This window comes from Pedobacter sp. AC379, assembly GCF_979258145.1.
Genome location: NZ_OZ409839.1, coordinates 1,311,333 through 1,334,989 on the forward strand (window position 1 = coordinate 1,311,333; position 23,657 = coordinate 1,334,989).

At 38.0% G+C, this 23,657-nt stretch carries 23 protein-coding genes; 15 read left to right on the forward strand and 8 right to left on the reverse strand.

What is annotated here, in order from left to right:
- The first annotated feature begins 15 nt into the window (after positions 1 to 15).
- Together ACZZZW_RS05775 and ACZZZW_RS05780 are read left to right on the forward strand one after the other, a co-directional pair.
- Complete coding sequence (locus tag ACZZZW_RS05775; RefSeq protein ID WP_055907949.1) at positions 16 to 867, forward strand: 4-hydroxy-3-methylbut-2-enyl diphosphate reductase; 852 nt, start codon at positions 16 to 18, stop codon at positions 865 to 867.
- Between the two features lie 155 nt (positions 868 to 1,022).
- Positions 1,023 to 1,697: a fatty acid desaturase gene (locus tag ACZZZW_RS05780; RefSeq protein WP_463492547.1), complete on the forward strand. Its 675-nt coding sequence runs from the start codon at positions 1,023 to 1,025 to the stop codon at positions 1,695 to 1,697.
- Between the two features lie 48 nt (positions 1,698 to 1,745).
- Here ACZZZW_RS05780 and ACZZZW_RS05785 read toward each other — a convergent pair whose 3' ends face one another.
- On the reverse strand, positions 1,746 to 1,940 hold the full coding sequence (locus ACZZZW_RS05785; protein ID WP_463492548.1) for a hypothetical protein: 195 nt from the start codon (positions 1,938 to 1,940) through the stop codon (positions 1,746 to 1,748).
- Between the two features lie 143 nt (positions 1,941 to 2,083).
- On the opposite strand from ACZZZW_RS05785, the gene hemH reads away from it, so the two are divergent.
- Both hemH and ACZZZW_RS05795 read left to right on the forward strand, forming a co-directional pair.
- Positions 2,084 to 3,094, forward strand: coding sequence for a ferrochelatase (hemH, locus tag ACZZZW_RS05790; RefSeq protein WP_055907940.1), 1,011 nt, complete (start codon positions 2,084 to 2,086; stop codon positions 3,092 to 3,094).
- Between the two features lie 11 nt (positions 3,095 to 3,105).
- Complete coding sequence (locus ACZZZW_RS05795) at positions 3,106 to 3,615, forward strand: gluconokinase (protein ID WP_463492549.1); 510 nt, start codon at positions 3,106 to 3,108, stop codon at positions 3,613 to 3,615.
- On the opposite strand, the gene ACZZZW_RS05800 is transcribed toward ACZZZW_RS05795, so the two are convergent.
- Positions 3,593 to 4,852 carry a 3-deoxy-D-manno-octulosonic acid transferase gene (locus ACZZZW_RS05800; RefSeq protein ID WP_463492550.1) on the reverse strand — a complete coding sequence of 420 codons (1,260 nt, stop codon included), beginning with the start codon at positions 4,850 to 4,852 and terminating at the stop codon, positions 3,593 to 3,595. The two genes, ACZZZW_RS05795 and ACZZZW_RS05800, sit on opposite strands and share 23 nt — an antisense overlap.
- Before the next feature lie 122 nt (positions 4,853 to 4,974).
- Here ACZZZW_RS05800 and ACZZZW_RS05805 point away from each other — a divergent pair, with 122 nt between their 5' ends.
- Genes ACZZZW_RS05805 through ACZZZW_RS05825 form a run of 5 tightly spaced genes read left to right on the forward strand, consistent with a single transcriptional unit; the run spans position 4,975 to position 9,613 of the window.
- A complete protein-coding gene (locus tag ACZZZW_RS05805; protein WP_463492551.1) occupies positions 4,975 to 6,285 on the forward strand; it encodes a UDP-glucose dehydrogenase family protein in 1,311 nt (436 codons plus the stop codon).
- 1 nt (position 6,286) lies between these two features.
- Positions 6,287 to 7,276, forward strand: a complete 990-nt coding sequence (locus ACZZZW_RS05810; protein WP_055907923.1) for a UDP-glucuronic acid decarboxylase family protein — start codon at positions 6,287 to 6,289, stop codon at positions 7,274 to 7,276.
- Between the two features lies 1 nt (position 7,277).
- Entirely contained in the window at positions 7,278 to 8,300 is a 1,023-nt protein-coding gene (gene galE, locus ACZZZW_RS05815; RefSeq protein WP_463492552.1) for a UDP-glucose 4-epimerase GalE, read from the forward strand.
- The gene (locus ACZZZW_RS05820; protein ID WP_055907917.1) at positions 8,301 to 8,858 is read left to right on the forward strand and encodes a hypothetical protein; all 558 of its coding nucleotides are present in this window, start codon (positions 8,301 to 8,303) and stop codon (positions 8,856 to 8,858) included.
- A 17-nt stretch (positions 8,859 to 8,875) separates the two neighbouring features.
- Positions 8,876 to 9,613: a tyrosine-protein phosphatase gene (locus ACZZZW_RS05825; protein ID WP_463492553.1), complete on the forward strand. Its 738-nt coding sequence runs from the start codon at positions 8,876 to 8,878 to the stop codon at positions 9,611 to 9,613.
- 176 nt (positions 9,614 to 9,789) lie between these two features.
- Here ACZZZW_RS05825 and ACZZZW_RS05830 read toward each other — a convergent pair whose 3' ends face one another.
- Together ACZZZW_RS05830 and ACZZZW_RS05835 are read right to left on the reverse strand one after the other, a co-directional pair.
- Entirely contained in the window at positions 9,790 to 11,019 is a 1,230-nt protein-coding gene (locus ACZZZW_RS05830; RefSeq protein ID WP_055907911.1) for an ABC transporter permease, read from the reverse strand.
- Between the two features lie 101 nt (positions 11,020 to 11,120).
- Positions 11,121 to 11,474 carry a HesB/IscA family protein gene (locus ACZZZW_RS05835; protein WP_055907908.1) on the reverse strand — a complete coding sequence of 118 codons (354 nt, stop codon included), beginning with the start codon at positions 11,472 to 11,474 and terminating at the stop codon, positions 11,121 to 11,123.
- A gap of 92 nt (positions 11,475 to 11,566) precedes the next feature.
- On the opposite strand from ACZZZW_RS05835, the gene ACZZZW_RS05840 reads away from it, so the two are divergent.
- The 4 genes from ACZZZW_RS05840 to ltrA all read left to right on the forward strand — a co-directional run bounded on the left by ACZZZW_RS05840 (position 11,567) and on the right by ltrA (position 17,703).
- Positions 11,567 to 12,097 (forward strand): DUF7935 family protein, encoded by a 531-nt coding sequence (locus ACZZZW_RS05840; RefSeq protein ID WP_055907905.1) that lies wholly within the window; start codon positions 11,567 to 11,569, stop codon positions 12,095 to 12,097.
- A 126-nt stretch (positions 12,098 to 12,223) separates the two neighbouring features.
- Positions 12,224 to 13,771, forward strand: coding sequence for an acyl-CoA mutase large subunit family protein (locus ACZZZW_RS05845; RefSeq protein ID WP_055907902.1), 1,548 nt, complete (start codon positions 12,224 to 12,226; stop codon positions 13,769 to 13,771).
- A 535-nt stretch (positions 13,772 to 14,306) separates the two neighbouring features.
- Complete coding sequence (gene dnaA, locus ACZZZW_RS05850; RefSeq protein WP_025145530.1) at positions 14,307 to 15,737, forward strand: chromosomal replication initiator protein DnaA; 1,431 nt, start codon at positions 14,307 to 14,309, stop codon at positions 15,735 to 15,737.
- Between the two features lie 691 nt (positions 15,738 to 16,428).
- Complete coding sequence (ltrA, locus tag ACZZZW_RS05855) at positions 16,429 to 17,703, forward strand: group II intron reverse transcriptase/maturase (protein ID WP_463492318.1); 1,275 nt, start codon at positions 16,429 to 16,431, stop codon at positions 17,701 to 17,703.
- On the opposite strand, the gene ACZZZW_RS05860 is transcribed toward ltrA, so the two are convergent.
- Together ACZZZW_RS05860 and ACZZZW_RS05865 are read right to left on the reverse strand one after the other, a co-directional pair.
- A complete protein-coding gene (locus ACZZZW_RS05860) occupies positions 17,700 to 18,491 on the reverse strand; it encodes a LytR/AlgR family response regulator transcription factor (protein WP_463492554.1) in 792 nt (263 codons plus the stop codon). The two genes, ltrA and ACZZZW_RS05860, sit on opposite strands and share 4 nt — an antisense overlap.
- Complete coding sequence (locus tag ACZZZW_RS05865; protein WP_055907898.1) at positions 18,488 to 19,531, reverse strand: sensor histidine kinase; 1,044 nt, start codon at positions 19,529 to 19,531, stop codon at positions 18,488 to 18,490. Before ACZZZW_RS05865 ends, ACZZZW_RS05860 begins: the two co-directional genes overlap by 4 nt.
- A 211-nt stretch (positions 19,532 to 19,742) precedes the next feature.
- Between ACZZZW_RS05865 and ACZZZW_RS05870 the strand changes: the two genes are divergently transcribed.
- Positions 19,743 to 21,506 carry a S41 family peptidase gene (locus ACZZZW_RS05870; protein ID WP_463492555.1) on the forward strand — a complete coding sequence of 588 codons (1,764 nt, stop codon included), beginning with the start codon at positions 19,743 to 19,745 and terminating at the stop codon, positions 21,504 to 21,506.
- Between the two features lie 158 nt (positions 21,507 to 21,664).
- Positions 21,665 to 22,549, forward strand: coding sequence for a S41 family peptidase (locus ACZZZW_RS05875; RefSeq protein ID WP_463492556.1), 885 nt, complete (start codon positions 21,665 to 21,667; stop codon positions 22,547 to 22,549).
- Between the two features lie 41 nt (positions 22,550 to 22,590).
- Here the strand turns inward: ACZZZW_RS05875 and ACZZZW_RS05880 are convergent, their stop codons facing one another.
- Entirely contained in the window at positions 22,591 to 23,139 is a 549-nt protein-coding gene (locus ACZZZW_RS05880) for an NUDIX hydrolase (RefSeq protein ID WP_082458728.1), read from the reverse strand.
- A 43-nt stretch (positions 23,140 to 23,182) separates the two neighbouring features.
- Positions 23,183 to 23,572, reverse strand: coding sequence for a hypothetical protein (locus ACZZZW_RS05885; protein ID WP_055907889.1), 390 nt, complete (start codon positions 23,570 to 23,572; stop codon positions 23,183 to 23,185).
- Between the last annotated feature and the right edge of the window lie 85 nt (positions 23,573 to 23,657).

Sequence of the window (23,657 nt, forward strand, 5' to 3'; positions counted from 1 at the left end):
GTAATCCTGAAAAAAATGAGCAATTTAAACTTACAGGTTAACATCGATAAATCATCAGGCTTTTGCTTTGGGGTAGTATATGCTATCGAAATGGCCGAAGATATTTTAGATAATGAAGGTTATTTATACTGCCTTGGCGATATTGTTCATAACGATGAAGAAGTTGAGCGTTTAGCCAAACGTGGATTAAAAATTATTGATCACGAGGTTTTAAAAAACTTGAGGGATGAAAAAGTGCTGATCAGGGCACATGGCGAAGCCCCTTCAACCTATCAGCTTGCTTTAGAAAACAACCTTACCCTGATAGATGCCTCTTGCCCGGTTGTGCTTAAACTGCAAAACAGGATTAAAAACTCACACGATGATGATGAGCAGGTACTTATTTTTGGTAAACATGGCCATGCCGAAGTAATCGGGTTGCAAGGGCAAACAGATGGTAAGGCGATTGTTTTTCAAGATCTGGCCGAACTAGACAATGTAGATCTTCCAGCTAAATTTACCCTATATAGTCAAACCACTAAAAGCACCGATAAATTTTACCACATTAAAGATGAATTATTAAGTCGTGGTTATGAAGTTAAAGCCAACGATACCATTTGCAGACAAGTATCTAACCGTTACGAAGAACTCGAAGAATTTGTAAGCCATTACGACAGAATTATTTTCGTTTCCGGAAAAAAATCATCTAATGGGAAAGTGCTTTATGATGTTTGTAAAAAGCATAACGATAATTCATATTTCATTTCCAATGTAGAAGAGTTAAATCAAACCTGGTTTAATGAGAATGATAAAGTGGGTATCTGTGGTGCCACCTCTACGCCAATGTGGTTGATGGAGAAAGTTAAAGCTTCGCTGGAGCAGTATTAAATTGTAAGAAGATCTCAAAAGAATTAATAATAGTTTATATAGTAGTATTTTCATCCCGACTGGCTCTCAGTGAATGGAGAGATTTGTTTTGATAGATTCTCGAATTCGTTGCACTTCGCTCCGGATGACTACCACATTATTAAAATAATAGAAATTTGAAAACTATAAACCCACATATCGGAATACTGGTTGCGTTAACCGTAATTGCCTGTTGGTTTATTTCGCTTTATTTTTTGCTTAGCTGGGATTTTGTTTGGAGCAATCCATTAGTTTACCTGATGGTTTTTGTTCAGATGCATTTATATACCGGTTTGTTTATTACAGCCCACGATGCTATGCACGGAACAATTTCTGCTAACAAAACTGCAAATAATTTCATCGGTTACCTTGCTGTTTTTCTTTACGCAGGATTTTTTTACAACCGCTTATATGCCAAACACCACCAGCACCACAGGCATGTACATACCGAAGATGATCCTGATTTTGCCCCTCATGGTTTTTGGAAATGGTATTTCCGCTTTATGCTAAATTATGTTACGGTAATTCAATTGGTTATAATGGCGGTTGCATTTAATGTATTAAAAATTTGGATTGATCAAAAGAACCTGCTGTTGTTTTGGGTACTTCCATCGCTGATAAGCACTTTTCAGCTGTTTTATTTCGGAACCTACCTACCTCACAAAGGCGAACATGATAATGAATACCATGCAGCCACGTTACAAAAAAATCATTTTATCGCCTTCATAACCTGTTACTTTTTCGGTTATCACTTAGAACACCATCAAAAACCCGCCATGCCCTGGTGGCAGCTTTATAAAACAAAAGGATAATTTTGGTTGTGGAATCTGATGGTAACATCCTACATCAAATTTAAAATATCAAACACTTACACCAAAAATTAAGCTAAAACTCATGATTTGCCGCTGCCCACGGCAGGAAGGTTTCATGATACTCATAATTTGCCGCTGCGCATGGCAGGAAGGTTTCATGATACTCATGATTTGCCGCTGCGCACGGCAGGAAGGTTTCATGATACTCATGATTGGCCGCTGCGCATAGCGCGAAACTTTCATGAGAATTTCCAATTGATACCAATAGCATCAATCAATATTATATAACATTTATCTGACTAAAAATGTCGGCAATCATATGATAAACGTAGGTAAAAAGCAATAAAAAGCCGATATTAGCGGCACAAAACATATTTCTTGTATAGATGAGCAAAAAGGGAATTTTACTGGTAAATTTAGGAACACCTGATAGTCCGGCAACGGCTGACGTTAGAAAATACTTGGATCAATTTTTAATGGACGAAAGGGTAATTGATATCCCTAAATTAAACAGAACATTATTGGTTAAAGGAATTATTGTTCCCTTCCGCAGTCCTAAAACAGCAAAATTATACAAAGAAATCTGGAATGAAAGTGGCTCGCCACTATTGTATTATAGCAGGCTGCAAGCCAAAATGCTGCAAGAAAGATTAGGGAGCGATTACCATGTAGAACTGGCCATGCGTTACCAAAGCCCATCCATAGCATCAGCCTTGGCCAACTTAAAGGCAGGTTTGGTAGAAAGCATACAGGTAATTCCGATGTTTCCGCAATATGCTTCGGCCAGCACCGGGTCGGTAATGCAGCTGGTTATGGAGCTGGTAAGCAAGTGGCCAACAGTTCCGCCAATATCTTTTGTAAATTCTTTTCACGATAACGAATTGATGATTAAAGTATTTGCAGAAAATGCGAAAAAGCATAATGTAGAAAGTTATGACCATGTATTGTTCAGTTTCCATGGTTTGCCAGAGCGCCAGTTGTTAAAGTGCGATCATACCGGCAGTTACTGCTTAAAAACTGCCGATTGCTGTCAAACCTTAAACGATACCAATAAATTCTGCTATTCTGCACAAGGGCATGATACGGCCAGGTTAATTGCTAAAGAATTAAACCTCACAAGAGATCAATATACCGTTTGTTTTCAATCGCGATTGGGTAAGGAGCCCTGGGTGCAGCCTTATACTACTGATGTGCTGAAAAAATTAGCCGCTGAAGGCAAAAAACGCCTGTTGGTTTTTAGTCCCGCTTTTGTGGCCGATTGCTTAGAAACACTTTACGAAATTACGGTAGAATACCACGAAGAGTTTAAAACCTTAGGTGGCGAACATGTTCAGCTGGTAGAAAGTTTAAACGATAGTCCGGTGTTTATTGAGGCACTTGCCGGAATGGTTAAATAATTATAGCTTTAATGATGGCAAATTTTATCATTTTGATGGGCGTTTCTGGAAGTGGTAAAACCGTTATTGGAAAAGCTTTGGCACCAAGGCTAAATGCCGAGTTTATAGATGGCGATAACCTGCACTCGCAACGCAATGTAGATAAAATGGCATCCGGTATTCCATTAACAGATGCCGACCGGTTGGATTGGTTACAGCTGATTGCCAAAGTTGGCCGCGAGCATGCTGCCCATGGTACAACCTGCATCATTGCCTGCTCTGCACTTAAAAAGGCTTACCGCGATTTGTTAAGAACCGATAATGTATCCATCCGTTTTGTTTATTTAAAAGGAAGTTTTGATTTAATCCACAATCGGATAACCAACCGATCTCACCAATATATGCCTTCGAGTTTGTTGAAAAGCCAGTTTGATACATTGGAAGAGCCGCAAACTGATGAACAGGATGTGGTAACGGTTTCCATCGATCAGCGTATCCCCGAAATTGTGGAGGAAATTGCTAAGGCCGATCTGATTTCGTAATCATCAAAATAATTTCATCTGTAGCACCTTTTTGATCTGCCACATATTTTCTGGCTTCATTTGCTGCATTACCATTTGCTGCTAAATTATCAAAAGCGTTTATTAATGCATCAGCTGTTGAGATGCTTTTAGCCGCACCCAGCGCAATTAAATCTTTTGCTTCCTGAAATTTATCGTATTTGGGGCCAAAAATTACCGGTAAACCAAATGCGGCGGCTTCAAGCGTATTGTGTATTCCTGTTCCAAAACCACCACCTATATAAGCTACCTTTCCGTACTGATAGAGCGAAGAAAGCATGCCAATATTGTTTACGATTAGCGTTTGGTGTTCGGCATTTAACGTTTGATCAGACAAACTAAAAATTGAATACCGCACACTATTAACCGGAAACTGTTTCTCAATGCTTTCAATGTGGCTTTCATGTACCTCATGCGGAGCGATGATAAATTTCCAGTCGGGATATTTACCTGGTAAAACCGATAATATTTTTTCATCTTCCGGCCAGGTACTTCCACAAACAAGAGTAGGAGAGTTGCCGATAAAACTTTCAATAATGCTAAGCTGTTTCGGCGATTGTGCATTTTCGTAAACGCGATCGAAACGTGTATCACCATTTATGGTAACATGATTTAAACCGATTGATTTTAACAGGGTTTTGCTCTCATCGTTCTGTACAAAGAAATAGGTAACCGATTTTAAAATATTGCGGTAAAAACCTCCGTACCATTTAAAAAAAGCCTGACTCTCTCTAAATATACCCGATATTACATACAAGGGAATATCCCGCTGTTTCAGTTCCTTAAAGTAGTAATGCCAAAACTCATATTTGGTAAAGATGGCCATTTCTGGATTAATGCTTGTGATAAAACGTTTGGCATTGGCAGCAGTATCAATCGGGAGATAAAACACATCCGCGAGGGCATAATTTTTCCTGATTTCGTAACCTGAAGGAGAGAAAAACGTAACCACTATTTTTTTGTTGGGATAAAGGGTTTTTAATTTCTCTAAAACTGGCCGGCCCTGCTCAAATTCACCCAAAGAAGCGAAATGAAACCATACATGTTTTTCGGCAGGGTTAATTTTTTGAACAATTTGTGTATAAACATTTTTACGTCCGTTTATAAACAGTTTTGCCTTAGGATTAAATAAAGAAAATATCCTGATAAGCAAAGTGTAAACCCGAATTCCGATTATGTAAAGCAAAAGCATTAGTGTAATTTCATATCTTCGTGCCAAGATAAAACGAATATATTTAAAAAGCTTAAAAATATATGGAGCCCTCGCGATTTAGCCTAGCATTCAACGCAATAAATAGACAGATCATGATTGCTTTTATACAGCCAAAATAACTTTAACAGATGAAGATAGCCGTTATTGGTACCGGATACGTAGGTTTAGTTACCGGAACCTGTTTAGCAGAAACAGGAAATGATGTAATATGTGTTGACATTAATGAAGCAAAAGTAAAACAGATGCAGGCAGGAGAAGTGCCGATTTATGAGCCTGGTTTGGATCTTTTGTTCCACAGAAATATTGAGCAGGAAAGATTAACCTTTACCACTAACCTTGCCGATGCCGTAAAAGATGCTCAGATTATTTTTATGGCTTTACCAACGCCTCCGGGTGGAGATGGTGCAGCCGATCTTTCTTATATTTTAGGTGCCGCAAAAGATATATCCAAACTGATTACCGAATACAAGGTAATTGTAAATAAATCAACCGTTCCGGTTGGAACAGCAGATAAAGTTAAAGCAGTTTTTGCAGCAAATACCTCAGTTGAAGTTGATGTGGTTTCTAACCCTGAGTTTTTAAGGGAAGGAGTAGCAGTTGATGACTTTATGAAACCCGATCGTGTGGTTTTAGGAACAAGAAGCGAAAGAGCAAAAAAACTGATGACAGAATTGTATGGCCCATACGTTCGTCAGGGTAACCCGATTCTTTTTATGGATGAGCGTTCTTCTGAGCTGACCAAATATGCTGCAAACTCTTTCCTTGCCACTAAAATTACTTTCATGAACGAAGTTGCAAATCTTTGCGAGCTGGTAGGTGCAGATGTTGATGCCGTAAGAAGAGGTATTGGTTCTGATGACCGTATTGGTAAACGTTTCCTCTTTCCGGGGGTGGGTTACGGAGGTTCATGCTTTCCGAAAGATGTTCAGGCACTGGTAAAATCATCAGATGATTATGCTTACGATTTTCAGATACTAAAATCGGTTATGGAAGTAAATGAGCGCCAAAAAACCATCCTTGTTGATAAGGTACTGAAATACTATAAAGGAAATATAGAGGGTAAACATTTCGCCCTATGGGGATTGGCATTTAAACCCGAAACTGATGATATCCGTGAGGCACCTGCCTTATACATTATTGATGCCCTGGTTAAAAACGGAGCTACTGTTACCGTATTTGATCCAGAAGCAATGGCAAATGTTAAAAATATAATTGGCGATCAGGTACATTATGCTAAAAACCAATATGAGGCACTCGAAAATGCTGATGCACTGTTGATTGCAACAGAATGGTCGGTGTTTAGAAACCCTGATTTTGACAAGATAGACGGCATTTTAAAAAATAAAGTGGTTTTCGACGGTCGAAATTTGTATGATTTGCAAAAAATGATCGATCTTGGCTATTATTATAATAGCATAGGTAGAAAACTAATAGATTAAAATGGGTCAAAAAAGAATATTGATTACCGGTGCGGCGGGATTTTTAGGTTCGCACCTATGTGATCGTTTTGTGAAAGAAGGTTATCATGTTATAGGAATGGATAACCTGATAACAGGCGATATGGCAAATATCGAACACCTGTTCAAGCTGGAAAATTTCGAATTTTACAATCACGATGTTTCCAAGTTTGTACACATTCCCGGTAAGCTTAATTATATCCTTCACTTTGCTTCGCCGGCAAGCCCGATCGATTATCTTAAAATTCCAATTCAAACCTTAAAAGTAGGCTCGCTTGGTACACACAACCTTTTAGGCTTAGCGCGGAATAAAAATGCAAGGATGTTAATCGCTTCAACTTCCGAAGTTTATGGCGATCCTAACGTAAACCCTCAGCCCGAAGAATATTGGGGCAATGTAAATCCGGTTGGCCCGCGTGGCGTTTACGATGAAGCCAAGCGTTTTCAGGAAGCCATTACCATGGCCTACCATACTTTTCATGGGGTAGAAACAAGAATCATTAGAATTTTCAATACTTACGGACCAAGAATGCGCCTTAACGATGGCCGTGTTTTACCCGCTTTTATTGGTCAGGCTTTAAGGGGCGAAGATTTAACCATCTTTGGTGATGGAAGTCAAACACGCTCTTTCTGCTACGTTGATGACCTTATAGAAGGAATTTACCGCTTACTGATGAGTGATTATGCACAACCGGTAAACATTGGTAATCCTGATGAAATTACCATCAAACAATTCTGCGAAGAAATTATTAAACTTACGGGTACCACCCAAAAAATTGTTTATAAAGAACTTCCGCAAGATGACCCTAAGCAGCGCAGGCCCGATATTACCAAGGCTAGAGAGATACTGGGATGGGAGCCAAAAATAGGCCGTGCAGAAGGATTAAAAATTACATACGAATATTTTAAATCATTGCCTCCAGAAGCTTTGGAGAAAATAGAGCATAAAGATTTTACCACATTTAACCGTTAAAATGGCAAAAATATTAGTTACTGGTGGAACAGGATATATAGGTTCGCACACAGCAGTAGAATTACACAACGCAGGATACGAAGTTGTAATTATCGATAACCTTTCCAACTCGAATATTAAAATTTTAACCCAGCTTCATGCCATCACCGGCAAATGGTTCGATTTTCATGAAATCGATCTTCAGGATGCCAAAGCTGTTCAGGAATTTGCAGAAAACAATACTGACATTGATGGAATTATCCACTTTGCAGCTTATAAGGCTGTTGGCGAATCAGTAGAGCAACCGTTAAAATATTACAGAAACAATTTTTACAGTCTGATTAATCTTTTAACCTCATTCAACAGAAAAATAGATTTCGTATTTTCATCATCTTGTACAGTTTACGGTCAGCCAGAAACTTTACCCGTAACAGAAGCTGCCCCAGTACAAAAAGCAGAGTCTCCTTATGGAAACACCAAGCAGATTGCTGAAGAAATTTTAGCAGAAACTGCTGCCGTAACTCCTGATCTTAATGTGATCGCATTGCGTTATTTTAATCCGGTTGGCGCACATGAAACCGCTTTGATCGGTGAATTACCAAACGGTGTTCCTGCAAATCTTGTTCCTTTTATCACACAATCAGCCATTGGTAAACGTGGCCCGATTACAGTACATGGCAATGATTACGATACGCCAGACGGTTCTGCCATCCGCGATTATATTCATGTGGTTGATTTGGCAAAAGCACACGTGGCTGCCATTAAAAAGTTAGAAAAAGGCAACGCAGCAGCTAATTACGATGTTTTCAACATTGGTACCGGAAAAGGTTCTTCTGTACTGGAAATTATTTCGGCTTTTGAAAGGGTAAACGGAGAAAAACTTGAGTATAAAATCGGACCAAGAAGAGCTGGAGATGTTGTAAAGGTATATGGTGATGTGGAAAAATCAAACAAAGAACTCGGTTGGAAAGCCAATCTTGATATCAATGAAATGATGCGCTCGGCATGGGAGTGGGAAAAATACATTAAGGCTAACCCTTTCTAAATGAAGTTATCTGAGCACAAAGATTTAAAAGCCGCCATAACCGAACTACCTCTTAAAGAGAAAGACAAGCTGTTGTTGCGTTTGGTGGCGAAAGACAAAGTGCTTACAGAACATCTTCATTATAAATTATTAGAAAATGAAACCGATTTAGATGATCGGAAAGAACGGATAAAAGCCGATGTAGAAGAACAGATTCCGGAACTGAAAAAACTGAATGCCAAAGAAGCATTGGTAAAAGTAAGGAAAATGATTACATCGGTTAACCACTTTTATAAAGTTACCAAAGATCCGGTTGGTGAGGTAGAACTTAAATTGTATATCCTCAATGCCATTCCTTTCGATTATAAAAAATCAATTTTTGGTTACCGCGATTTTATGATGCTGTTTAGCATTTTTTACCTAAAAACAGTTGCGGTAACCATCAATAAATTTAAGAAACTGCATGAAGATCTGCAGTTCGATTTAAGTGAAGACTTAAATAATTTGCTCGATAAAATCTATTCCTCTAAATTAGCCAGTGCAGCAGAGGCAAGTAATTTGCCAAAAGAGATCAGTTAAAGCTATAACCTACCATAATGTTCGGATTATTTAAAAAGAAAAAAATAGCACCCGAATTTAATTTTTCCGGTATCGGAACAGATATGCACTCACATATTATTCCAGGCATTGATGATGGTGCCCAAAATGTTAAAGATGCCTTAATGCTGGCCAGAAAATTTAAAACTTTAGGGTTTAAAAAGCTGATTGCTACGCCACACATTATGGCCGATTATTTCCGCAATACACCCGATACCATAAACCGAGGCCTGGATACGCTTAGAAAAGGCCTGTTGGATGCAGAAATTGATTTAGAAGTTGATGCTGCTGCCGAATATTACCTTGACGAAACATTAGAAAAAAAAATCAGGCAAAAAGAGGTGCTCACTTTTGGCAATAACTATCTGTTGTTCGAACTTTCTTACATCAATGCCCCGCAAAGCCTGATTGATTTTATTAAAATGATGCAGGATGCCGGATATAAACCTGTATTGGCCCATCCCGAAAGGTATCCTTATTATTATCATTCTTTCGAAAGTTACCACCAGATCAGAGAAACCGGCTGTTTGTTGCAGATGAATAGCATCGCCTTAACAGGATATTATGGTTCGGGAGCGAAAAAAGTAGCAGAAGAAATGGCTGAAAACCATATGGTTGATTTTTTGGGTAGCGATATGCACCATTTAAAACATGCCGCTGCTCTTGAAGATAGTCTCAGTACTCCTTTAATGCAACAACTGCTTACACAACATCAACTTAATAACGTGTTTCTTTAGACCCCTAAATCCCCTAAATGGGACTTTGCTTCACTGACGGTAATAGCAAATCTTTAAAAAAACAGTTTTTAATTTTGTTAGTTAAATAACTTTGGATAGAACTAAACGAAGGGTAAAATATAGATTTACCGTTGCTATATACTCCCTGCAATTAACTCCCCTTTAGGGGCTGGGGGTTATTCGTACCTCAACGCCTCTACAGGATCTAACTTTGATGCTTTTTTAGCAGGATAGTATCCCGATAAAATCCCAACCAAAACGCACAGTATAAAGCCACCAATAATAAAAAGCCATGGAATTAAGAAAGAGCCGCCCATAGCGAGCGAAATCAAATTGCCAAGCACAATGCCTAAAAAGATCCCGAACACACCGCCCATTAAGCAGATTACTACCGCTTCAATCAAAAACTGACGGCGGATTACTTTAGGATTTGCGCCGATTGCCTTACGGATTCCGATTTCACGTGTGCGCTCTGTAACCGAAACAAGCATAATATTCATTAGTCCGATAGATGCGCCAATTAAGGTAATGATACCAATTGCCACCCCACCAATTGCTACGAAAGCCAGGTTTTCGAATAATGTTTGCGCAATGGCATCACTCTTTGTGATCTCAAAATTATTGGTTTCGTTTATTTTAACTTTACGGATATTTCTGAATAAGGCGGTAGATTCGCCAATAATGTTTTCCTGCATTTCATTGCTTGGAACCATAACCGTAATGGTATAAGATGGATTTGCATTGGCATTTATCTGTTTCGCTTTCAACAAAGGAACATAAACTGCCCTATCGCCACTAAAGCCCATACTCGATCCTTTTTTCTCAAGTACACCAACAATTTTAAAACGGTTGTTACCAACATTGATCAGTTTATCCAGTGGATCGGCATCTTTAAATAATTTTTCAACCACTTCACCACCAACAATACAAACATTGCTTCCTAACTGTATTTCAGAAACACTGAAATTTCTACCTTGTGATAAATTTAAGCCTTGTGAGGCCAAACCGTTTTCATCAATTCCCTGAACATTTATATTGGGGTTGGTTTTTAAACTTCCATATTTAATGGTAGAACCACCGCTGGCGAAAACACTTACAGCCACAGTTGCCGGTGTATTTAAACTATCTTTAAATTTAACAGCATCTTCATAACGGATAGCTTTAAACGGTTTGGGCCTTTTGCCATTCCCAATCCTAATACCCGTACCACGGTTTCTAATGGTAAATGAGTTGGCCCCCATGCTACTAAAAGCATCAGTCATACTTTTCTTTACAGCATCAAGTGTGGTTAAAATCCCAACCAAGGCCATTAAACCAATGGCAATAATTAAGGCAGTAAGCATGGTACGCAAGCGGTTACCCTTAATGGATTCTAGTGCCAGTCTGATGTTTTCTCTGTAATTCATTTAGTATTGCGATAAGCGTTTGCGGGCAAAGCTTGTAAAAATAAAAAAAGTCCCGATGTTTAGACAAGGGGACTGCACTATATGTTACAATAATATTTTATTTATGCCGAGAAACTCGTACCACAGCCACAGGTGCTGGTTGCGTTAGGGTTAACAAAGGTAAAACCACGAGAATTTAAACCATCCTGCCAATCGATCATCATGCCCATCAAATACATTTGGTGTGCTTTGTTCATAAAAACTTTAATGCCTTCGATGAAATATTCCTGGTCACCTTCTTTTTTCTGATCGAAACCTAAGATGTAATTCATGCCGGCACAACCTCCGCCTTCTACGCCAACGCGTAATCCGTAATCTTCACCGATCTCCTGCTGATCTTTTAATTTATATAACTCTTTAGCTGCTCCTTCTGAAAAAGTAACTGGTGCAAATGCTGTATCAACTGTTGTGCTCATGTTATTTAAATTTTATCTGTTACAAATATAAATAATAATGCACATTTTTGCTTTTAACGGTTCGTTAATATTACCGTATATAAACAATACTTATGAATACCCAACAGATTTTAATTGATGTAGTGATCTTATTTGCAGGCATTTTCGCCGCATTAATGGCCGTTTATTATATTTTAAAGAGCGATATCCAACGTTTCTTTAACCTAAAAACCATTGAATTGAATAAAGAGAGTAAAGCCCATATTTTACCCTTACGTTTACAGGCACACGAACGTTTGATCATCTTTATCGATCGGATTAATCCTGCTAACTTACTTGTACGCCTTCATCAACAAGGAATTGCCATTGCAACGTTGCAGGCAGGCATATTAAATGAAGTGCGTTCAGAATATCAGCATAACATTACCCAGCAATTATATGTGGATAGTGTAACCTGGACTGTGGTGCGTAAATTAAAAGACGATACCATAGCCATGGTAAACAACGCAGTGCAAGGTTTGCCGGCTGATGCAAATGGAATTGAATTAAGCAAGGCAATTTTACAGCACATGGCCAGTATTGATGAAAATCCATACGATTTAACCATTGAACTGATTAAAAAGGATATCCATAGTTTGTTTTAAGTTGGGTTAACGGGTTAATTGAACATATGCAGTTAACCACTTGAGTAGTTTCAACAATTTACCTGTGGAACCGTAATGCAATACGTTGTTGGCCAAATGGCCATTGAACTAATGAACTAACCAGATATGAGCGATAAGAAGCATACCACAACCTCGGGCATAGAAATTAAGCCACTCTATACAGAGGTGAAGCCGATGGAAGAAAAGCCTGGAGAATTTCCTTTTACAAGAGGAATTCAAAAGGATATGTACCGTGGCCGTTTATGGACCATGCGGCAATATGCAGGGTTTTCAACTGCCGAAGAATCCAATAAGCGTTATCATTATTTATTGGCTCAGGGTACAACGGGCTTGTCGGTTGCTTTCGATCTCCCGACGCAGATTGGATACGATTCTGATCATGAAATGGCCGATGGCGAAGTAGGAAAAGTTGGTGTAGCCATAGATTCATTAAAAGATATAGAAATTTTATTTGATGGTATTGAACTGAAAGATATCACCACATCAATGACGATCAATGCAACAGCGTCGATTTTGCTGGCGATGTATATTGCTTTGGCCAAAAAGCAAGGTGCCGATCTAAAGCAGATCTCAGGGACTATACAGAACGATATTTTAAAAGAATATGCTGCAAGAGGAACTTATATCTATCCACCGAAACAATCGATGCGTTTAATCACCGATATTTTCGAGTTTTGTAGCCAAGAAGTGCCCAAATGGAATACCATTTCAATTTCTGGCTATCATATTCGCGAAGCCGGTTCAACCGCCGTACAAGAACTTGCCTTTACACTTGCTAATGGCAAAACTTATTTAAAAGCAGCGTTAAATAAAGGTTTGAACATTAATGTATTTGCTAAACGATTATCCTTCTTTTTTAACTGTCACAATAATTTCTTTGAAGAAATTGCAAAATTCAGGGCTGCGAGACGGATGTGGGCAAAAATTACCAAAGATTTAGGCGCTACCGACGAAAAAGCTCAGATGTTAAGGTTTCATACCCAAACCGGTGGTTCTACTTTAACAGCACAACAACCCTTAAATAATGTAATCAGGGTGAGTAACCAGGCAATGGCCGCAGTTTTAGGTGGAACACAATCTTTACATACCAATGGTTACGACGAAGCACTTTCTTTGCCCACAGAATCTGCTGCCAAAATTGCCTTGCGTACACAGCAGATTATCGCTTTCGAAAGTGGTGTTACAGATACTGTGGATCCATTGGCAGGATCATTTTTTGTAGAGCAGCTAACTGATGAGGTTGAGGCTGCTGCCTGGGCTTATATCGATCGTATTGATGCTATGGGTGGTTCGGTAAATGCAATTGAAAGCGATTACATGCAAAATGAAATTGCTAGTGCCGCTTATCAGTATCAAAAGGAAATTGAAAGTGGAGAAAGGATCTCGGTAGGGGTAAATAAGTTTACGCAGGAAGAAGAAGGTATAACTGAGGTTTTTAATGTAGACGACTCCATACGCAAGCTGCAATCAGAAAAGCTCAGCCAGTTAAAAGCGACCCGCGATACCGTTGCTGTAGAGGAGGCACTAAACAAATTAAGTGAAGCCGCCCAGGGTGAAACCAACCTGATGCCGTTAATTATTGATGCCGTTGAAAAGTATGCCACCCTAGGCGAAATTGCTGATGTATTTAGAAGCCGTTTCGGGATTTATTAAACTCCAGGTTTCACTGTCTTTGCGCTGAATACTCGTTTCACTGTTACCATCAGCATTAAGATGGCTGAAAAATTATGTTCCTTAGTAGCTATAGAAAAAATGCTTTGACTTGTCGTAAAATTCATACAATATCCAATTGAAATTTTTAAATAAAATCAAGTCTGTACAGTAGGCATTATGGCTAATTTGTATCTTTCTGGCTATAACTTTGATTTAAAGATAATTAAAGATTATTTTGGTAAAAATGAATAAATATGGCTTAAATGGCTTAGAATTTGCTTTTTCATTGACGGTTTGAATTAATAGGAGTAATCTGCGTTAAATTATCGTTAATGTGGATAACCAGTGTTAATAAATAGTTATCAACATAAAAAATTGAGGTTAAGCGGGCTACCATATTCCTTATCAGTACGTTACGATTTATTTGAAATTTTTGTTTAAAATGTTGATAATTTTGTCAATATTCGTAGTCCCGAAACGGACCATCCCTTTAATTCGAATCGGCACTGTAAACCAATAAATTATAGAAATCGCAATGGAAAAAACTTGTACAGAAGTATGGAAGAACTGTCTTCAAATTATTAAGGATAACATTCCGAACCAAAGTTTCAAAACCTGGTTCGAGCCAATCACGGCTCTTAAATTGGAAGGCAAGGTTTTAACCATACAGGTGCCAAGTTTGTTCTTTTACGAATGGCTTGAAGAACATTATGTAGGCTTGTTACGCAAGACTGTAAAAAAGCAACTTGGAGAGGATGGCAGGTTGGAATATAACATCGTTGTAGATAAATCATCTAACAGCGGTAATCCTTATACTACCAATATGCCCTCAAATGGAAATGGTGCGGAGGCAAAGGTACAATCGATGCCAATTCCGGTTTCCATTAATAAGGATATTAAAAATCCGTTCATTATCCCTGGATTAAAAAAATTAAATGTTGATCCACAATTAAACTCTAATTATACTTTTGAAAATTACATTGAGGGAGATTGCAACCGCCTGGCACGTTCTGCAGGTTACGCTGTAGCAGCTAAACCGGGAGGTACATCTTTTAACCCCTTAATGATTTACGGTGGAGTAGGTTTGGGTAAAACTCACCTGGCGCAGGCAATCGGTAACGAGATTAAACGCAGCATGCCAGATAAGTTGGTGATCTATGTAAGCTGTGAGAAATTTTGCCAGCAATTTGTAGATTCATTAAAAAACAACACCATTAACGATTTCGTTAACTTTTACCAGGCAATGGATGTAATCATTATGGATGATGTGCACAACTTTGCAGGTAAAGAAAAAACACAGGATATTTTCTTCCATATCTTTAACCACCTACACCAATCGGGCAAACAGGTAATTTTAACATCTGATAAAGCACCGAAAGATTTGGCTGGACTGGAAGAACGTTTGTTAAGCCGTTTTAAATGGGGACTTTCTGCTGATTTGCAGATTCCTGATTTAGAAACGCGTATTGCTATTTTAAGAAAGAAAATGTATGCCGATGGTATTGAGTTACCGGGCGAGGTTGTAGAATATGTTGCGCATAACATTGATAACAACGTTCGTGAGCTGGAAGGTGCTATGGTATCTCTTTTAGCACAGGCAACTTTAAATAAAAAAGAAATTGATTTAGCCCTTGCTAAACAGATGTTGAAAAACTTCATCAAAAATACCTCTAAAGAAATTTCAATGGAGTATATCCAGAAATTGGTTTGTGAGTATTTCGAAGTTCCTGTTGATATGGTTAAATCGCAAACACGTAAACGCGAAATTGTTCAGGCACGTCAGATTTCGATGTACCTTTCTAAAAGTCATACAAAATCATCATTGAAAACAATCGGTGCTTTCTTCGGCGGCCGAGATCACAGTACTGTAATCTACGCCTGTCAAACAGTAGAAGATTTAATCGATACCGATAAAAAGTTTAAAGCTTACGTACACGATATCCAAAAGAAATTAAAAATGAGCTAAACCAGGTTCAGGAGCAGAAAGGTAGAAGGGTTCAAATTAAAACCTTTCGTTCATGTTCAAAGTTTATGCAATAACAATAAAGGCCCGATAAATTTATCGGGCCTTTATTGTTTTCGTGCGCCGGGCATGGCAATCGACTATAGGGTTCAAGTCCCGAACACGCTTAGCAGTAGGAAGTGTTAGCTCGAGACAAGGGTGTCGTGGGTGACTGCGAATCTGAAGGAAGTCCGCGGCAAATATGGGGGCTTACGAACAGAAACTGTATACGAGGCGGATTTAGTCCGGGTGATGTTGCGAAACAAACAGAAGCCCAATACTGCACGGGGACTATTACGCAGATACAGAGGCCACATCCATAGGAAGTAGATTGTCTTACCCCGGGAGATCTGAATGAGTTCTGTCAATTGTAAGCGCGATTACAGGAGAAGAAACATTTGGCAGAGATGTTAAATGCCTCAATCAGAAGTCAGCAGCGGTCGTAGTACTGCATTTTTCGGATGCAGAAAGGACCAAATGTTAGGATGGCAAAGGAAACAGGAAGTTTATGGCAGAGCGTTTACAGCGGAACCACATTAGAGAACTGCTTATATGAGGGTAGGACGGAATCCGAGAGTAAATTATAAGATGAGCTGAGCCGAGCCGTGCAACCAATGTACACAATGCCTGGGAAGGAGTTTTTTTTTTTAGTATTATGCTTGAAGAAATATTAGACATCCGAAATGTACAAAGAGCCTTTAGGCAGGTTACTGCCAATAAGGGTGCTGGTGGTATTGATGGTATGCAGACCGATGAACTTCGCGACTACCTGAATGCTAACTGGCAGGCATTACGGAGTGATATTTTATCAGGCCATTACCGACCGAACGCTGTAAGAAAGGTAGAGATTCCCAAAGGCAGTGGTGGTAAGAGGATGCTTGGCATCCCAACGGTCATTGACCGGTTGATCCAGCAGGCCATCTCTCAATGGCTGAGCCCCAAGTACGAGGGCGACTTTTCCTCTGATAGTTATGGTTTCCGGCCAGATCGCAATGCCCATCAGGCAGTGTTAAAGGCTCAGGAATATCTTAACACAGGTTACACCTGGATTGTGGAACTTGACCTGGACAAATTTTTTGACCGGGTAAACCATGATAAACTTATGCATCTGCTGTCAGTAAAGATAAAGGATAAGCGGACATTGAAGCTTATTCGTCTTTATTTGAGTGTGGGGATCATGGAGAATGGATTGGTCAGCCCAAGAAAAGAAGGAACGCCACAAGGCAGTCCATTAAGTCCGTTACTATCAAATGTTATCCTTCACGAACTCGATGTTAAGCTCGAGGAGCGTGGGCACAGGTTCGTGCGATATGCTGATGATTGCAGTATCTATCTAAGAAGCAGGAAATCAGGACACCGGGTAATGAGAAGTATTTCAGTATATCTGGAAGACTGCCTGAAACTGAAGGTTAACAGGGAGAAAAGTAAGGTTAGCAGGCCAAGCCAAAGTAGTCTGCTCGGGTTTTCATTCTATGGTAGCAAAGAGGGATGGAAGATGCGAATTTCATCCAAATCTCTAAGAGCGATCAAGGAGAAAATCCGGGAGCAAACTAAACGTAGCCAACCAGTTCCATTCCAAGAAAGAATATTAACGCTTAAGGAAATCATTCATGGTTGGGTTAATTATTTCTCTATTGCAGAAGCAAAGAGTCATATGACCAGACTGGACGAGTTGATGAGGACCAGACTGCGGATTGTTCTTTGGAAGCAATGGAAGAGTATAACGGGTAGAGCGCGGAATTTAATGAAGATGGGGTTGGTAAAATCAAGGGCCTATCAATTGGCCAATACCCGTAAGGGGTACTGTAGGACTGCAAACAGCCCGATATTACTTACAACCCTTGACAAGAAGTTCTTTTTGAGGCATGGACTTGATGGATTTACCAATTATTACTATTGGAAAACGACACACCAAACGAAGTTATTCTAACAAACCGCCGTATACCGAACGGTACGTACGGTGGTGTGAGGAGACAGCAGGGAAACTAATTCCCTGCTTCTTACTCGATCTTCAATTAATTTATAAAATTGTTCTTTGTAAACATCCCCAAGTGGAATAATTGCATCACCTATGTATATCCTACTCCTTTCGATGCTATTTATCTTTTTTACCGCAACAATATAAGATTTATGCACCCTGATAAACTGCTTTTTGGGCAGTTGTTCTTCCGTTTTTTTAATGTTTTGCAGGGATAGTATTTTTTCAGTTTTAGTATGGATTGATACATAATTTTGCATGCCCTCTACAAAAAGGATATCATCTGTATCAACCTTTATCAGTTTATATTCTGTTTTAATAAAAATGAAATCGTTTTCAGGTTCTGCAGGCTGGTAACTAATTATGGGCTGCGTAACTTCATTTAAGTTTAAATGGCGCATAGCCTTTTGCACCGCCTTATAAAAACGTTCGAAAGATACCGGCTTAAGCAGATAATCAATGGCGTTATTTTCAAAACCATCCAAGGCATATTCAGCATAAGCGGTAGTCAGGATAATCTGGCATTTTTCATTAACAATTTTCATAAACTGAACACCATTAAGTTGCGGCATCTGAATATCCAGAAAAACAAGGTCCACCTCGTTTTTCATCACATATTCTAAAGCAGTTAATGGATTAGTACTGCTGAATACCAGGATCAGATCGGGCACTTTACTGATGTAATCATTTAAAATATCGATAGCAAGCGGCTTATCATCAACAACTACACAGCGGATCATATGTTTTTAAGATTCAGGTTAATGGTAAAAGTATCATTTTCGTCGGTAATCACAAGTTTGTGCCTATCAGGATAAATCAATGCCAGTCGTCGTTGTACATTGGCAAGCCCTATTCCGCCCGTTTTATCTTTATAATCGTTGTTCTTTTTGTTAGAAACTTCAAAGTTAAAATCACGATCATTGATGAAAAGCTTGATCTTTATCGGATTTTCAGCATCACTTACTATACCATGTTTAAAGGCATTCTCAACAAAGTTGATCAATATTAGCGGCGCAATTTCTTTCCCGGTTTCATCACCATTAATCTCCAAATCGATGTAAGCGATACCTTTTTGACCGATCTTATAAAGCTCGACCACATTTTTTAGGTAAATTATTTCCCTTTCAATTGGGGCAAACTTATCATTGCTTTCTTTAAGCATATACCGTAAAAGTTCAGATAACTTTAGCACTGCCTCCGGTGCCTCACTTGCTTTTTGATAGGTTAGCGCATATATGTCATTAAGTGTATTAAATAAAAAATGTGGGTTAATCTGCGATTTTAAATAAGCAAGTTCTGTTATTGCCTGTTCTTTGGCAAGTTCCTGCTGCCTTTTCTGCGTCTCAAAATATTCTCCAACGTAACTTATCGCGATACTAAAGAATATGTACACGTAGTTTTCAAATAGCAGGGTTTGAAAAGATAGCCAGAAATTAAGCTTATCTAAATAAACATAAGAGTACCAATTGAATTTTTGCGGAAGCAATGTTGCATAAACATATTTATGAATAGGAGCGAGCATTGAAAAAAGAATGATCAGTGATACAATGTAAAGTATGATCTTTTTTTTTCTTGCTAGCCTAGGTACCAGAACAAGGAAATTGGTGTAGAAAATGCAGATCGGAAAAAGAAGCGTGATCAGTTTAACACTGAGCGTTGAGGCAATGCTTGCAAAATTAAGATCACCGATGTTAAAAGTCTGAAATCCGAATAACAGTTCTTTGAGCCATAAAATAAGCCAATATCCGATGTGTAAATAGGTGAAATGTGCTTTTTTCATCTTCGAAATTTGCTAAAAATAATACAATCCCTTTATAAGGTTGCGCTGAAAAGTATGAAAGCCCTAATTTTATACACCAACACCGAAATTTAAAGTATAAGATTCTGTTTGATCAAACAGCCAGTTCATCAATAAAATAATGCCTTTCGTCAATTACATCCCTTAAACCTATTTTTTGTACCGCAATTTTGAAGAAATTAATTGTCCTGATATGAAAAAACTAAAATCTTCACTTTATCTTTTGCTTCTTGTGTTTGCTTGTTATCAGGCCAATGCACAAAAATTCAACGAAACAGAGAAGTACTTCCTGTTTTTTAAAACCTGGAATTTTCTTAAATATTATCATCCACAGTTTACCAAAGGGATAGAAGATGCAGATGCTGTTTTTATGAAAAAGCAAAATCTTATAGGAAATATCCATAACAAAGCTGAACTGAATATTTTTTTGATGGGAATGATTACTGAGCTAGGTGAAGATGAAGAAATGCACCATAACGTTGGTTTTAAACTTCCAAACAATAATGTTTTACATAATTGGTATATAAAAAATGGACTGATTAACAGTGATCTGAAAAAAAAGTTATTGAATGTTTACACTTATAGAGATACAGTGGGAAAACATTATGTGCCAGCGTTAAACTATACAACAGAAATTCCCAATGAGCGGAAATACAAATTTCCCGATTCCATCAATTTGCCCTTAGGCATGAGGTTATTGGCATTGGCAAAGCTTCAGGGCGTAATCGATTATCTTTATCCACATAAAAGATTAATAAATGAGCCTTGGGACCAAACAGTAAAAAAAAATATCCTGCTTTTTAAAAACTGTGCCTCCCGAATGGATTACGAAGTGTTACTCCTTAAAATTATAGCCAAACTGAACGATACCCACGCCTATAACCGCTTTTATGATGACCTCACTTACAAAAAAGAAATTTTTAAAAACAAATATTACCCTCCTTTTGATTACCAGATTATTAACAACAAAATATTGGTAAAGGAAATTATTGTACCCGATTTATGTACAAAAGCAGGTATTAAAGTTGGCGACTTAATTACAGCAATTAATGGAGTATCGATAAATAAGAATGTCGACAGGCTTAAGCAACTGCTTTCTGCATCCAATCGGAATACGTTAATTTTTAAAATTAATAATTACGTTACTAACTTCATGTGGAGTAATGATTCTTCAAAATTTCAATTAATAGTATCCTCATCAGGACAGAAAAAGGAAGTTCTTATAGATTTTGTAACCTCAAAAAATACGATCGGTATTCAGGCAATTAATAATTATTTAATTGCTAAGTTAAAAGTTACGGAAAGTATCTCACCATTTAAAGTAATGGAAAGCGGAATCGCTTATTTCAATATTGAAAATATACGCGGGCTTTTAAATGATGTTAAAGATGATCATTTGGATGCTAAAATGGATTCTATTTTAAATTTAGCTGCAGAACAACAGGCAATCATTTTCGATATGCGGGGTTATCCAAGTTGGGGTGGTTTTGTTTTTCATTACATCTACAAAAAGTTCGGAAATCAACATAATCTTTTCGCACAGTATTTTCAGGCGGATAATAAGAATTTGGGTAGCTTTTTACCAATAGCTGGCACTTTTACCTATTATCCTGGTGGGGTTAAAACTGAAAGTTTTAATTACACTGGCAAGGTCTGCATTATCGTGAATCCGGATACCAGAAGCTTATCTGAATGGAATACCATGAATTTACAGCATATATTTCCGAATGCCATTACTATTGGCGAGCAAACGGCAGGGGCGGATGGCGACGAAAAACACATTAATATCCCTGGAAATTACAATATCTATTTTACTGGTAATGCAATTTATTATCCAGATGGTACACTTGCCCAGGGAAAAGGAGTGAAAATTAATAAAATTGTACGGCTAAAAATTGAAGATCTCTGCTCAGGAAAAGATACCCAACTCAATTTTGCAATTAAATCTGTGCTATAACCAACAAAAATACCTTATGAAAAAGATCATTTTATGGGTGTCAGTTCTGATCAGCCTTCAATCTTCAGCATCCGTTAAAAAAGAAGTTGGAGACAGCATTAAAACATGTTGAAACTGCGCTTAAAATTATAAAAAACAGATCAGTAAACAGCGATAAGATGAATTGGAACAAAATTGAACTTGAGGTTACACAAAAGATCAATAAGTTGAAATACATCAGAGAAACTTATCCAATAATTAAAGATGTGCTTGAAAAATTAGGTGATTCGCATTCCAAATTTTTCCCACCCGAAGTTGTAGCTTCTTACGTAAAAGGTTATCGGGCGAGTGGGTTGCCTTTTCCACAAATACAGTCAGCATTTTTAGAAAACCGTTATGCCTATATCGCTTTACCAGCATTTTATAGCTACAATATGACTGAATGGAATGAGTTTGTAAATCGTTTCAGAACTGAACTACTAAAACTTTCAGTTCAAAAACCTAAAGGATGGATATTAGATCTACGCAACAATGATGGGGGTATGTTTGCACCAATGTATGCGGCAATTGCGCCTTTTCTTGATCAACCTAACGTAATCGGCTGGAAGGATAGAAAGGGCAAAGAAAATTTCTTTAATTTTAAAGATGACAGGTTATATGAAAATAATAAAGCGGTTTATCTCTTTAAACTCACTACAGGCAAAATAAAAATCAAGAAACCTCACCTCGTGATACTCATTAATGAAAAAACAGCCAGTAGTGCCGAATTTACAACCATATCTTTTATTGGCCAAAAGAATGTTACCCTGGTTGGGAATAAAACCAATGGATTGACTTCAGCAAATCAGGAACATGAACTTACCGACGGAGCTTTTTTAGTTCTAACCGAAGGCGTTACAATCGATAGGAATTTAAAACAATATGCCGAAATTGGAAAAGGTGTGGTTGGTGATATTCAAATTGACCAGCTAACTGGAAATGAGGGAACAGATCAACAACTGTACCTCGAAAAAGCATTTGAGGTATTTAAAAATAAACTATCCGTTTATGAAAAAGCTCCATAAATTTTAAATTTAAGGAGCTTTTATTTATAAATCGTATACCCTTAAAGCTGCTCTAGTTCGGTAAGGCCGTAAAATAAGGCAGCAACGTGAAGTGCCTGTGCAATTTTATTTTCTTTAATAAACTGTTTAACCTCATCAACTGTATATTCTTCAACATTTAGTATTTCATGTTCATCTAAATGTTGTTCGTGTGTTTTAACGCCGCCAGTTAAAAAGTAGGTAAAAGTTTTATTAGTAGAAGTTGCCGGATTTGGATAGAGTTCAGTAATAAACTTACAGGTTTTAAAGCTATAACCAGTTTCTTCCAAAAGCTCACGTTTAATGGCAAATTCAGGTGCTTCATCACCATCAATTACACCACCCGGAACCTCAAGCGAAACAATATCAGCCGCATGGCGGTATTGCCGAACCATAATTATTTTTCCTTCTTCAGTTAATGCAATTGCATTAACCCAGTTCGGGTATTCCAAAACGTAATAGTCATCTTTTACAATGCCATCCGGAAGCTTCACTTCATCTACCCTCAAGGTAGCCCACTTTTCTCTTACTAAATATTTAGAGGCAATCTTCTGCCACTTTTCTATAATCATTCTTTGTTTTTATTGAATTTATTTTAAACTAAAAACCGCCAACTTAACTGATATACTGCTGTATAGTTTTTTGGCGGTGCAGGTTCACCAAATGTACAATCTTGTGCTGATCTGACAAATATTGATAAACTAAATTAAGTTTTGGTGCAATTATTTTATTGCGGTCATCGCTCACTCCTAGTTCATAATATAAAAATTCACTTAACGAATCGAGCTTTTCGGGCGGTAGATTGGCTTCTGATAACCATTTTTCAAAAATCGTGAGGTCTTCACCTTCCAAAATTTCTTTAGGTAACTGAAAGCCACTATTCATGGTTTCGTCGAAAATTTGAGTTGCTTCTGCTAATTTGCCTTCCAATTTAAGGCCCATAAGGCGGGCCAGAACCTGGGCAAGTTTCTGTATCTCTGCTGTGATTAAATCTCTTCTGTACATTAATTTGCAATATTAAAATTGGTGCAAAGTTTAAATATGGGGTAACATGCTATTGAAAAACTTTTCCAAACTATGAACTATGAAC